General features: G+C 54.0%; 14 protein-coding genes and 1 tRNA gene. 5 read left to right on the top strand and 10 right to left on the bottom strand.

Features of this window, described 5'->3' with window-relative positions; all coding sequences use genetic code 11:
- Positions 1 to 3: 3 nt before the first annotated feature.
- Positions 4 to 858: a FliM/FliN family flagellar motor C-terminal domain-containing protein gene (locus tag ACR0L3_RS12910; RefSeq protein ID WP_480746144.1), complete on the top strand. Its 855-nt coding sequence runs from the start codon at positions 4 to 6 to the stop codon at positions 856 to 858.
- A gap of 253 nt (positions 859 to 1111) precedes the next feature.
- Here ACR0L3_RS12910 and ACR0L3_RS12905 read toward each other — a convergent pair whose 3' ends face one another.
- The 4 genes from ACR0L3_RS12905 to ACR0L3_RS12890 are packed head-to-tail and all read right to left on the bottom strand — an operon-like array spanning position 1112 to position 3302.
- Entirely contained in the window at positions 1112 to 1543 is a 432-nt protein-coding gene (locus ACR0L3_RS12905; RefSeq protein ID WP_480746143.1) for a protein tyrosine phosphatase family protein, read from the bottom strand.
- Positions 1544 to 1552: 9 nt separating this feature from the next.
- Complete coding sequence (locus ACR0L3_RS12900) at positions 1553 to 1984, bottom strand: DUF6691 family protein (protein ID WP_480746142.1); 432 nt, start codon at positions 1982 to 1984, stop codon at positions 1553 to 1555.
- Positions 1984 to 2406, bottom strand: coding sequence for a YeeE/YedE family protein (locus ACR0L3_RS12895; protein ID WP_480746141.1), 423 nt, complete (start codon positions 2404 to 2406; stop codon positions 1984 to 1986). The genes ACR0L3_RS12900 and ACR0L3_RS12895 overlap by 1 nt, the downstream gene beginning before the upstream one ends.
- Before the next feature lie 32 nt (positions 2407 to 2438).
- On the bottom strand, positions 2439 to 3302 hold the full coding sequence (locus ACR0L3_RS12890; RefSeq protein ID WP_480746140.1) for an MBL fold metallo-hydrolase: 864 nt from the start codon (positions 3300 to 3302) through the stop codon (positions 2439 to 2441).
- 262 nt (positions 3303 to 3564) lie between these two features.
- Between ACR0L3_RS12890 and ACR0L3_RS12885 the strand changes: the two genes are divergently transcribed.
- Positions 3565 to 3780 (top strand): hypothetical protein, encoded by a 216-nt coding sequence (locus ACR0L3_RS12885; protein ID WP_480746139.1) that lies wholly within the window; start codon positions 3565 to 3567, stop codon positions 3778 to 3780.
- A 9-nt stretch (positions 3781 to 3789) separates the two neighbouring features.
- Here the strand turns inward: ACR0L3_RS12885 and ACR0L3_RS12880 are convergent, their stop codons facing one another.
- Positions 3790 to 4008, bottom strand: coding sequence for a hypothetical protein (locus ACR0L3_RS12880; RefSeq protein ID WP_480746138.1), 219 nt, complete (start codon positions 4006 to 4008; stop codon positions 3790 to 3792).
- 160 nt (positions 4009 to 4168) lie between these two features.
- On the opposite strand from ACR0L3_RS12880, the gene ACR0L3_RS12875 reads away from it, so the two are divergent.
- Positions 4169 to 4438 carry a DUF2312 domain-containing protein gene (locus tag ACR0L3_RS12875; RefSeq protein ID WP_170493552.1) on the top strand — a complete coding sequence of 90 codons (270 nt, stop codon included), beginning with the start codon at positions 4169 to 4171 and terminating at the stop codon, positions 4436 to 4438.
- A gap of 128 nt (positions 4439 to 4566) precedes the next feature.
- Here the strand turns inward: ACR0L3_RS12875 and ACR0L3_RS12870 are convergent, their stop codons facing one another.
- A complete protein-coding gene (locus tag ACR0L3_RS12870) occupies positions 4567 to 5442 on the bottom strand; it encodes a hypothetical protein (protein ID WP_480746137.1) in 876 nt (291 codons plus the stop codon).
- A 182-nt stretch (positions 5443 to 5624) separates the two neighbouring features.
- Here ACR0L3_RS12870 and ACR0L3_RS12865 point away from each other — a divergent pair.
- Both ACR0L3_RS12865 and ACR0L3_RS12860 read left to right on the top strand, forming a co-directional pair.
- Positions 5625 to 5700: transfer RNA gene (locus tag ACR0L3_RS12865), tRNA-Thr, on the top strand.
- Positions 5701 to 6326: 626 nt separating this feature from the next.
- Entirely contained in the window at positions 6327 to 8591 is a 2265-nt protein-coding gene (locus ACR0L3_RS12860; protein WP_480746136.1) for a primase-helicase family protein, read from the top strand.
- A 552-nt stretch (positions 8592 to 9143) separates the two neighbouring features.
- Here ACR0L3_RS12860 and ACR0L3_RS12855 read toward each other — a convergent pair.
- The 4 genes from ACR0L3_RS12855 to ACR0L3_RS12840 are packed head-to-tail and all read right to left on the bottom strand — an operon-like array spanning position 9144 to position 11011.
- The gene (locus ACR0L3_RS12855) at positions 9144 to 9455 is read right to left on the bottom strand and encodes a cupin domain-containing protein (protein WP_480746135.1); all 312 of its coding nucleotides are present in this window, start codon (positions 9453 to 9455) and stop codon (positions 9144 to 9146) included.
- Between the two features lie 17 nt (positions 9456 to 9472).
- Positions 9473 to 9652, bottom strand: a complete 180-nt coding sequence (locus ACR0L3_RS12850) for an SDR family oxidoreductase (protein WP_480746390.1) — start codon at positions 9650 to 9652, stop codon at positions 9473 to 9475.
- Positions 9567 to 10073, bottom strand: coding sequence for an SDR family NAD(P)-dependent oxidoreductase (locus ACR0L3_RS12845; RefSeq protein WP_480746134.1), 507 nt, complete (start codon positions 10071 to 10073; stop codon positions 9567 to 9569). The genes ACR0L3_RS12850 and ACR0L3_RS12845 overlap by 86 nt, the downstream gene beginning before the upstream one ends.
- Positions 10074 to 10132: 59 nt before the next feature.
- Positions 10133 to 11011 carry an NAD(P)-dependent oxidoreductase gene (locus ACR0L3_RS12840; RefSeq protein ID WP_480746133.1) on the bottom strand — a complete coding sequence of 293 codons (879 nt, stop codon included), beginning with the start codon at positions 11009 to 11011 and terminating at the stop codon, positions 10133 to 10135.
- Between the last annotated feature and the right edge of the window lie 15 nt (positions 11012 to 11026).

The following is an 11026-nucleotide window of genomic DNA, read 5'->3' as shown; positions in this document are numbered from 1 at the left end:
GGCATGACGCAAACGGCCAGCGCTGCTTTGGCGCGCAAGCTTACAGCAGGACAGGAAGAGCAGGGCGATAAGCCGCGGTCAGTCCTTCGTGCGTTACGCCTTGGTTTTGCTCGGGCGGCTAGTGACGGTTTACAGCTACCCCTGTCAGTCATCGGCGTAAAACAATCAGTGGGTACCCCCGACGCGTTGGTGGACCGGATTGGTGATGATTGGCTGTTGCTGCAGTTCTTGAACGAGGATGGCGATGTCGCTGCCGCTTGCGTAGATTTGGAGGTAGCTGCCGCAGTCGTTCAGGTTCAAACGATCGGAGAAGTGGTAAGTACTTCCCCCTCTCCGCGCGCCTTCACACATACGGACGGGGCCATGGTAGCCCCTCTTGTCGTCGACGCCCTGAAACGCTCGGTCGAATTAGTGGATTCTCAGGCGGATAAGTCCAGCTTGTCGGGTTACGAATTTTCATACCGATTGGCTGATCTTCGCACGTTGTTGTTGGCATTGTCGGAGGACTTGTACCGGGTGTTCGAATTGACCGTCGAGTTGGGCAGAGGGTCGTTGCAGGGACGGATTGCAGTTTTTTTGCCCGACCGATCTGCCGATGATGAAACCGAACTAGCTGATGCTGTGGCCAGTCCAAATCTGGAGCGCGCTTCAGGAGTTTTGCGGGCCGAGTTGGATACGGCGATTTGTCGTTTGTCGCTGTCGCTTGGGACACTAACAAATCTTAGGGAAGGTGAAGTTTTACCCCTTACTGGATCAAGGTTGGATAAAATCGATGTTCTGGCAATCGACCGCAGGCGCACTGCAATTGGACGCCTAGGTCAGAGCGGTGGAATGCGCGCGATTCGTCTGAACGAATAGGCAGCGGCGTCTGCGTTGACACATTCCGACGCCCAAGAGTTTTCCGAAGCGCGGTCTGCTGCTCCGGCAACGCATGAACCCAATAGGCCCATGCCGGCGAGGGTATCGGAACGACCGCCTAGGGCAGATACCAGTGTGGTCGATGTCACCGAGTCTGATATGAATTTTACCAATTCAGATCAGATGGTTGCAGAGATTTCGCAACTTGCTGGCTTGGCGCATCCGCGCCATGAGCCAGACGACGTTGGTTAAATCATTCAACGCCGCCGCGGATTTGATCAAGAATCGGGCGCAGATTATCCAGCGCGTAACCTGCTTTATGCGTAGCATCCAAAATTTCGTCGGTGCTCATATGGTCGCATTGCCCTAATGCCCAAACCACCGAGCACCGCGTACCCGATGCACAATATGCCAGAACTGGACCGCTGCAGTTTTCTGCCAAATCTCGTTGTAAGGCTACGTTTTCAGGTGTCATGGTCTGATGCGTCAGCTCAAGAACCTCGTATTGCAGACCCGCTGCGCGCACCGCTTCTCCGATTGCGTCGGATCGCATGGTCGCCGGAACTTCAACATTCGGTCGGTTGCAGATGACCTTGACGAAACCGGCTTCGGCAATGGCTGGAACGTCCTCTACCGTGATTTGCGGCGAGACGGCATAGCGGGGGGTAATCGGGCGAATCTCCATGACATTTGCTTATGCCGCGTTGGCGGTTGTGTCCAGTTGCGCGCCCAGGATGGGTGCTGCATACATCCCTGCGATCATTGAGATCAGGAAAATGACGCCGCCAACTCCACCGTAACTTATCGAGGCGAGTGCAGGACCGGGGCACAATCCTGCAAGCCCCCAACCTACGCCGAACAAGATGGATCCCACGACCAGGCGGCGGTCAGGCTTGACCGTGGTCTTAGGTGGAAATTGCCCTCCGGCTAAGGGCTTTCGGTTGTTCGTCAATCGCCACGCAACCAACATCGGAAGGATCGCGCCACCCATCACGAAGGCCAACGTTGGGTCCCACTGTCCGAAAACGTCCAACCAACCTTGCACCTTTCTGGTGTCTGTCATGCCCGAGATCAGCAGACCAGCGCCGAACAAAGATCCTGCCAGTAGGGAAACGATCACTCGCATCAGATCCACGCCCAGACATGACGCAACGCAGCGACAGTCACTATCCCGGATGCAATATAGACGATAGTTGCAATGATACCCCGCAGGGAAAATCTCGAAATGCCACAGACACCGTGACCCGAAGTGCAACCATTGGCGATACGTGTTCCAAGCCCCACGAACAACCCGGCAAAAATCACGACCGTCAGGTTGCTGGTCAGGTGCGTCTCTGGGGCGGGTGACAGCAAGGGCCGCAACAAAACGGGTATCCCGATTAGACCAACAAGAAAACTTAGCCGTTCTAACGAGCGGTCGGTGTTGTCAACCACCCCTCCCAGAATACCACTTGCCCCCATGATGCGTCCGTTACCCAGCAAGTAGACGGCGGCACCTAGCCCAATAAGTAGGCCTCCGCCAAGACCCCAAAGCCATTCGATCTGCATGTTGTATCCTGCGTCTGGTTGCCGTCAGCAATTCAGAGTTTGTTAAGTGGGAGTTTCAGAAAAACGTCACCGTTTTCATCCACTGGCGGCATCTGGCCGGCGCGCATATTGACCTGCAAAGACGGCAGTATGAGACGCGGCATTGGCAAGGTGGCGTCCCGAGCGTCGCGCATTTCGACGAATTCTTCGACCGAACGGCCCTGTCCGATATGAACGTTCAATGCCTTTTGTTCACCGACTGTCGTTTCCCAAGCGAATTCATCGCGACCGGGTGCCTTGTAATCGTGCCCCACAAAGACACGTGTCTGATCTGGCAGCGAAAGGATTTTTTGGATTGAAGCGAACAACATCTCAGATGATCCACCCGGAAAGTCGCAGCGCGCCGTTCCGAAGTCTGGCATAAACAGAGTGTCGCCAACAAAGGCAGCATCACCGATAACGTAGGTCAGGCAGGCCGGTGTGTGTCCGGGCGTGTGCAGCACGTCACCGCGCATTTGGCCAACGTGAAAGCTGTCGCCTTCGCGGAACAAAGCGTCGAATTGACTGCCATCACGTTGAAATTCGGTGCCTTCGTTAAAGACTTTGCCAAAGGTTTCCTGCACGGCGACGATTTGATCGCCGATCCCGATTTTACCACCCAGCTTTTGTTGCAAATAGGGGGCAGCGGACAGGTGGTCGGCGTGAACGTGGCTTTCCAAAATCCATTCGACGCGTAAACCCTCTGCTTGTATGTAGTCGATTATTTGATCGGCCGATCGCGTGTCCGTTCGACCTGAGGCGTGGTCAAAATCCAAAACACTGTCGATGATAGCGCAGGCTAGCCCTTCAGGTTCCTGTGCCAAGTACGAGACCGTAAAGGTCGCGGGATCGAAGAATGCTTTTACTTTTGGAGTCATGGGACCCTCCGCCGATGATTTCATTCATATAGTGATTGTAGAATATGTTTCAATCACAGAATATGTTTCAATCAACTGTATGCGAATTGATGTCGGTCAAAGCAAGTTGGGTGTGATGTGGATAAAATTTAATCAAATAGCCCTTTCGTTGCCGAGTCGACCTAATGAACAGGCGGTTTTCCGCGCTATTGTCGGGCAATCTAAGCGGGTCTTAAAACGGTTACCTATATCAGGGTAAATGTAGGTATTTGGGAGGATCGAGATGTCATCAATCAATTTGTACTCGGAAGCCGAACAATTAGAGCAAAAGCTCAAAGGCGCATGCCTCGACACGCGTCTTGCCCTTCAACCCAGTGTAACCAAAGTGATTGAGCGGATGAGACAACAGGGAATGCATATCCCTTCGCGTCTGCGTCAGTTGGATGCGGCGCTTTGCGAAGACGCAATGGAAGCGCGCTTCGACAATCTGCCTGTCTAATGCTTTTGTTTAGCTGAAGGAAATCCCAAGGATTACTGCCATCAAGCCGAGCACCGACAAGAAAAGCGAAGCCAGATTCCACGGCAATACACCTTGAACGACGGCGCGCAGTTCATCATCCGTCAATCCGGACTTGCGCGCCTTCATCACTCGCAGAATGCACCAGACAAGGCCAAACAACCCGGCCAATGACAGGGCGGCTCCGCCCCAGGTGATGAGTTCGAACATAGTCCCTCACAATTACTTGTCTAACTCAACTGCGCTTAGCGGATCGTCATGGGTCACACAAGACCGACGAGATTGCGTGCTTGCAGCCTGAGCGACGGCAATGTATCCGGCGTAGTGCCCGCTGCCACAGTATCAAAATCCACCTCTGGGAGAGACGTAAATGGACGACATGACCGAAGATCAGGCCGCTGCCAACTACCGCGTTACCGCGGGCGAACTGCGCCAATTCATTGAGCGTTTTGAACGCCTGGACGCTGAAAAAAAGGATTTGGCGGAACAGCAGAAAGAGGTAATGGCTGAGGCCAAAGCGCGCGGTTACGACACAAAGGTCATGCGCAAAGTGATTGCGCTGCGCAAGCGTGACAAGGATGACATTGCCGAGGAAGAGGCGGTTCTGGAGATGTACAAAGAAGCTCTGGGAATGAGCTGATATGGGTGTCAGCCCGTCTGGCATATTTTGTCATACGGGCGAAACAATCTTATTCTTCAAGGTCTGTCAGAAAATCACGCTGGCTGAGTTATCGACATGGTGTGACGGGATGAACCTCAATCACGCTGTCAGGGCTTGAGTACCCGAACTCCGGGCAAGTTGCTGAGCCGTTCCAAATCCTGTTCGTACAACTCAGAAAACGCATCCACAATTTCATCGCTCCATCCGGGTAGATGCAACTCTTCTTCGATTTCTTCTGGCTGTAGGTGGTTTTCGAAAATATCGGCCAACTGTTCTCGTAAGTTGGCCTTGTCATTCGACGCACCTTGTTCTGTAAGTTCCAACGCTATTTTTCTGCCCGTTTCGTCTAGCAACGAAAGCAGTAGGTCGTGTTCATCCGCCAAGGCCGCATCCTCGCCTAGGCCAGCAATGGAACGTATTACGTCACCCCAGATAAAAGGGGTATCTTCATTGCTCCACAACGTAATCTGAACGTCAGGTACAAGATCGCGGATGTCTTCGATCATTCCTATCCAGCCAAGACAGCTCAAATCAGTATTTCGAATGATCTCTGCGCGTGGTTGTTCCGGTAGCGACATCAAAAGCTTGGGGAGAAAGCTGCCTGGGTTGCGTAAACCCAAGAACAGTTCGACTTCGTGATCGTGGTAGACGTGATCCAACAAGGCCATTCGACGACCAGCCAGTGGGTAAAGCTGCCCATCTTGCAGGGCGGAAGGGGGCTCAGATGCAAAGTTTTCGCTTGAGAAGATTGTGCGTCGTGCGTCGGGTCCGGTTGATAAAAGGGACTTGAGCTTCTGTCGTGAGGCTAAGTCAGCGACTGGCGTATCCAGCTTGTCGAGAACGGGCTTGAATACAGTTTTATATCTTCGCGGTCCAAAAAACGAAACACCGTTCGCCGCAAGAGTGCCAGAGTTTTTCTTCAATGAGTTCAGCACCCGGCCTTCGTCGGTAAAAGCTACGCCTGCGTGGATAGCAACCTGCATCGTCGGTTCTTGTCCTTGCTTTTGACCTCGGGTGATGGGTTACAATCTGGGACTGGAACAGTCAAATCCGCCCTGCTTGACGGTGTTGAAGCATTGTCCAGCTAAGAAAAATAAAAATCGCTGAGTTGAGGTGGAAATATGGGCTTGCAGTCCTCTGCAAGAAAAAGTAATCGACACCCAGCGCCCCTATAGCTCAGCTGGTAGAGCAACTGATTTGTAATCAGTAGGTCCGCGGTTCGAGTCCGTGTGGGGGCACCACTACAATCCAGAAAATTAAATAAATACAATACGTTACCGGAGTATTGATGGCGTTACCCGCCTTTTTTCCCGCCGTTAGTTTATTTTGTTGTAAATAGGGTCAATCTGAGACATAGTGAGCTCCGATCTGTGCAAACGGGGTGATTTGCCCTGTGTATAGCGGAAGGTTGCAGGGGAAGGGCGTGTCTGGATCACGTGCCATCCATGGAAGGTTGAAGGCAGTAGGCAGAACGACAGAAGCGTCGCCAGAGGCGTGAAGAAGTCAGTCAGACACAGGTCTCCTTGATGGAGGCTGACTATGCCTGTCACATTACTTACAATCGAAGAGAAAATGCGGGAGCTTCGTGTCTCCCGTGAAACGCTGCGCCGTTGGCGCTTGGCAGATATTGGGCCGGAGTACGTCCAGTACGGCGGAATGATCCGTTACTACCCACTCGATCACGAGGGGGATAAGTGATGACAACATCGACGACGACGGCTTCCGGCGTTTGCGCTGCAAAAAACTGCACGAAGTGGTTCTGCGCTTTCAGCAAGTCGGAGTGTGGGTTCTTCAGCCACCAAATGCGCACGTTCTTACGGGTTGTTCACACAGCAATATTTCCCAATTCGAAAAGGGGAGGTGTGTGATGACTGATAATAATTGGGGCTTGTTCAGGATCGACGAAAAGGACAAAGGAAAGCCGGATAAGAAGCCGGTGAACCCCTCGACCATGGTGGTGCAGGACGTCAAGCTGGCGTTCACGGCATCGCTGGAGGATGCTCTGGCGGCGCGTAGAGATGGGTATGAAATCGGTTACCTTCCCCGCGAAGGTAGCTATTGGGTGGGCTTCGACCTCGACAATGCAGTCGAGGGTGGGAAGTTTGTCGACTGGGCTTATGATCTGCTCGGCGACACACCGCTTGCCTACGCCACCACACCATCGGGAAAGGGCGTGCGGCTGATGATGCCTCGCGCCGATGGTGACGCGGCTGTGGGTGGCGCTCTGGAGCGCAACAACGTCGGGTTTTTCTCGACGCACGCGAAAGGTTTCACCGTGCCGCTCGCTCTGGTCTCGATGCTGGACGCCAACCAGCGTGACGAGGGACTGCGCGACCGTGTGGTCGAGCTTCGTGGCCGCATCTTCCACGGTAGTGGCACGACAGTCGAGCAACAGCACAAGACATGGACGAACCACTGGCTGTCGAAGCTGAGTGGCAACGAGCAGGCAGACGCCATCGCAGGCATCATCGCCGCGTTCCCTGATGTGGCAGATCACACCGAGTGGCGTGACTTCATGTTCGCCTGCAAGAACCTGCAGAGTTACGTGAACTGCGATGTGTTCGCCATGTTCGATGATCGAAGCATGAAAAGCGACGGCTATGTCGAAGGTGGCAACCTGTACCAGTGGGATAGGGCCAAGGACAGCAAGCAGGGTGGTATCACGTTCATGCACCTGCTGACCGAGACCGAGAAAGCTGGCTACCGCAGCCCACACGAGCCGCAGCGCGACACGCAGAACGGCGCTATCGGCACCAAGGCACGGCAGCAGCCAGAGTTCGTGGAGCGGGACACAGAAGCCGAGGGCAGGCTGCGGGTTCTTCTCGACACCTACGTCTACATTCCTCACCAGAACGCGGCCATGAACCTGAACGCACCAAACTTGCCCAAGATCGGCATGGATGGGTTCAGGAACATGAACAGGCGTTATGAGCTTACAGTCGGCGAGGGGCGTGGTGCTCGGCGGGCGAACCCCGTCGACGCATGGCTTGCCCATCGTAATCTCAAGGTGAGTAACTGCGATCCTCGCATGGACCCCACAGAAAGCACTGGCTGGACCGGCAGTTTCCTGAACACTTATCAGCCATTCGAGCCTGTCGAGGGCGTCGCGGGGTACAGTGACGCGTTCGTCGAGTTGATCGAGCACGTCTACCCCAACGACAGCGAGTATGCGCTCAACTGGATGGCTTACAAGCTGCAGCATCCAGACGAGCGGGGCGTGGCGCTAGTCAACTACACTCCGAAGGGTGGCACCGGTCGAAACTCGGTCCACGCCATCATGCGCACGCTGCTCGGTGTTAACACCATGAACCTGACGGCTGACCAGCTATTCGGCAAGGACAGCAATCAGTTCAACAAGCACCTGACAAACTTGCTGATCACAGTCGGCGAGATTGATGGTACTGCAAACGATAGGCCACGGGTGAGTTCTGCCACCTACAACAAGCTGAAAGAAATCGTGGACCCCAACGAGACCAGCGTCGCCATCGAAGGCAAGGGCGTGGATAAGATGAACGCCACCACCTTCTGCAGCTACATGTTCGCCACCAACGCACACAACGGCCTCCCGCTCGACAAGAGCGACAGACGGTTTGCCGTGTGCCGAGGGAACGACAAATCGCTGGAGGAGGTGCGGCCTGACTTGATCGAGTGGATCACGTCTCTGGACGACGACGAGTTCACGCGCATCTACAATTTCCTGAAGGCGAGGGATGTGTCGGCGTTCAATTTCTCAAGCTGTCCAGAGACGTCAGGACGTGCGGCCATGATCGAGGCGATGAAGTCGCCAGTGGATCGCGTTCTGGAGCGGATCACCGAGGTGTTCCCGCTAGTGAACCAGACGAAGCTGGAGAAAATCCTGATGCATCTGGATGAAACCAAGCGCAGCCCAAATGTACACGGTCAGGTCAGGGCGTGGATGGAAAGAAACTGCACGCGGCCATCTTGGCGAGAGGGTGGTCGAATTAAGGTGAACGGCTCATCGTTTCAATTTTACGAAGCGCTGTCGTGGGGCGCAGCAGGAAACCGGGAGACCAATCAGGAGGATGCAAAGGCGTTCATCACATGGGCGCTAGAGCAGGGCGTGCAGTCAAATCTGTGCATTCCTGACACCAGTCTCGTGGCTGCCGAGTAAAAAAGGGTAAGGGGTGTAAGCAAGGGTGCAAGGGTAAATCAGCAGCCCTTGTACCCCCTTTTTTGTCTATTTTCATATGTTTATCTTTAAAGGTGTAAGGGGGGTAAGGATAAAAGATTAAGAGAACAGAAAGATAATAAAGATGAGCATAGAGCCAGAGCACTCGGAAACGACTGCAGCCACCGGCTGGATATTTTCGACCCTTACACCCCCTGCGCCCTGGTTAAAATCCTTTATATTAATTGACTTAAGGGGTGTAAGGGGGGGGCGCTACCCTTACCCCCCCCTCGACCAAAAGGCCGGGTGTCTGCTTGGCAGAGCGCCTTGCAAAATTTTCTCGGAAAAACCAATGGAGGCTGTAATACATCCGCTGTTAGCCTGCGTATCAGACCGACCTGGCGACGCCTCGTGATGTTGGACACATATGCTAGCTTCAATTTATGTGCTCTTGGTCGAGCCAGAACAGATCCGACATGGACAATCTTGCACTACCCGTCGGAGCGAGATTGACCATACACTCACCAATCGACAAAACGTGTCGGACCACAGCGGTCACAGAAAATCGTCACGGCGCGGAGTAAATGTGTCAATTAGAACTCCCGGCACAAGACAGACACAGCCGTGCGTCTGGTCGGAAGGAATCACAAAACTGTCGCCTGGACCTACTTCCCGCTCTTCCCGACCAAGCGTAAACCGAAATCGGCCGCTTTCGACGTAAGTCGATTGCACATGGGGATGGCTGTGAAGGGCTCCAATAGCTCCCGACGCAGCAAACGTGAAGGCAACAACCATCAACTGGTCATGTTGCGACAAGACTTGCCGCGTCACATCGGGCCCGGTTGAGACAATGGGATACTCAGACATATTGTGATCCTTGTGTTTTACGAGAACAGTATGCCACCGTTGATTTCGATATTCGTGCCAGTAATGAAGGCGCTATAGTCGCACGCAAGAAACAGGACGAGATTTGCCGTATCATGAACATGCCCATAGCGCTTGAGTGGGGCGTTTGCCTCGAAGCCCGCTTCGCCAGGCTTCCAGTGTGTGAATGTTGTGGAAATCCATGTCGATCATGCCGGGGCAGAGCGCGTTAACGTTGATTTCGGGACCAACCTCCTTGGCCAGCCCTCGGGTCAAAGAAATCACCGCACCCTTTGAGGCGGCGTAGGCGACGGCCCCTGGACCACGTCCGTCGCGATCTGCCTGACTTGCAAGATTCACGATAGCCTCGCTTTTCATTTGCGCCAGGCAAGCCTGCGTCATAGGAAACGTGCTGGCCACCTTGTTGTTCAGAACTCTCTGAACAGCGATTGCACGGCCACCTTTCGCTGTGATGGTTTCGGCGGCCTGATCCGCTCCTTTGGAGCTTGAGAAGTAGTTGATCGCGGTACTTGCGCCTTCCGAGGCCAATTTCTCGGCGACGGCCCTACCGATGTCACGGCCTCCTCCTGTGACGATAGCGGTTTTTCCTTCGAGTTTCATGGTAAGTTCTTCAAAGCTGAAATCGGTGCGAAATAGAGGGGACGGTAGTCGGGGAAGACTTATGCGCCGCGTTGCACATAAAGATCATAGATTTCAGGGACATTGCCATCGCCCATGCCTGCGTCAAGAGCAGAGGCAAGGTTAGCAGCGGTACCTTCTGCGATCTCGACCCGGGTATTCATGTCTTTTGTCATCTGCACAAAATATCCGATGTCCTTGGCAGCATTCGCAATCGAAAAACCAAGATCGCTGACCCCATCGACAGCATAGTTCTTGCAAAACTGCATGAAGGGTGAATTGGACGGGCCCGCCGACATGATGTCGAACAACTGCTGCACATCAATTCCGGTGCGTTTGGCAACAGCGAAGGCCTGGCTCATCGCGCAAACCGTAGTCATGCCCATGAAGTTATTGATCAGCTTCGTCACATGGCCTGACCCAAGCGCACCGAGGTGAAAGACGTTTTCGCCAAGCACGTCGAGCACAGGTTTCACCTTTTCATAGGTGTCCATGTGACCTGCGGCCATGATGTTGAGCAACCCGTCCTTGGCGTGTGCAGGCGTGCGGCCCAATGGTGCATCGATCATGCCCGCATCTTTTGCAGCTAGATCAGCCCCGATTTTTAGGGTGGATGACGGAATGGACGTGCCGAAATCAATGACTGTGGCACCCGGTCTGATGCCGGCAAGGATCCCTTCATCGCCGTAGATCAAGCTTTCGACGACTTCCGATGTCGTTACGCAGAGCATTACGATATCGCTCGCTTCTGCGACTTCTTTCGCAGTGTTGGCTTCGACTGCGCCGCGCGCGAGTGTGGCATCAACAGCGGCACGGTTTCGGCCCATCACCACAAGGTCATACCCATTCGTTTGCAGGCATGCGGCCATATTGCCACCCATCAGGCCAAGGCCAATAAATCCAATTATTGGGTCTGTCATAAGTCGCTCCTCCAT

Source organism: Ruegeria sp. CK1 (assembly GCF_056536545.1).
The sequence above is the reverse complement of the archived record's forward strand: the minus strand, read 5'-3'. Positions and strand labels throughout refer to the sequence as shown.

Bases quoted from the DNA above. Each gene is read 5' to 3' on its own strand.
- ACR0L3_RS12860 (WP_480746136.1), top strand. From the start codon at position 6,327: ATGACTGATAATAATTGGGGCTTGTTCAGGATCGACGAAAAGGACAAA.
- ACR0L3_RS12875 (WP_170493552.1), top strand. From the start codon at position 4,169: ATGGACGACATGACCGAAGATCAGGCCGCTGCCAACTACCGCGTTACC.
- ACR0L3_RS12855 (WP_480746135.1), bottom strand. From the start codon at position 9,455: ATGTCTGAGTATCCCATTGTCTCAACCGGGCCCGATGTGACGCGGCAA.
- ACR0L3_RS12905 (WP_480746143.1), bottom strand. From the start codon at position 1,543: ATGGAGATTCGCCCGATTACCCCCCGCTATGCCGTCTCGCCGCAAATC.
- ACR0L3_RS12895 (WP_480746141.1), bottom strand. From the start codon at position 2,406: ATGCAGATCGAATGGCTTTGGGGTCTTGGCGGAGGCCTACTTATTGGG.
- ACR0L3_RS12840 (WP_480746133.1), bottom strand. From the start codon at position 11,011: ATGACAGACCCAATAATTGGATTTATTGGCCTTGGCCTGATGGGTGGC.
- ACR0L3_RS12845 (WP_480746134.1), bottom strand. From the start codon at position 10,073: ATGAAACTCGAAGGAAAAACCGCTATCGTCACAGGAGGAGGCCGTGAC.
- ACR0L3_RS12870 (WP_480746137.1), bottom strand. From the start codon at position 5,442: ATGCAGGTTGCTATCCACGCAGGCGTAGCTTTTACCGACGAAGGCCGG.
- ACR0L3_RS12900 (WP_480746142.1), bottom strand. From the start codon at position 1,984: ATGCGAGTGATCGTTTCCCTACTGGCAGGATCTTTGTTCGGCGCTGGT.
- ACR0L3_RS12890 (WP_480746140.1), bottom strand. From the start codon at position 3,302: ATGACTCCAAAAGTAAAAGCATTCTTCGATCCCGCGACCTTTACGGTC.
- ACR0L3_RS12885 (WP_480746139.1), top strand. From the start codon at position 3,565: ATGTCATCAATCAATTTGTACTCGGAAGCCGAACAATTAGAGCAAAAG.
- ACR0L3_RS12880 (WP_480746138.1), bottom strand. From the start codon at position 4,008: ATGTTCGAACTCATCACCTGGGGCGGAGCCGCCCTGTCATTGGCCGGG.
- ACR0L3_RS12910 (WP_480746144.1), top strand. From the start codon at position 4: ATGACGCAAACGGCCAGCGCTGCTTTGGCGCGCAAGCTTACAGCAGGA.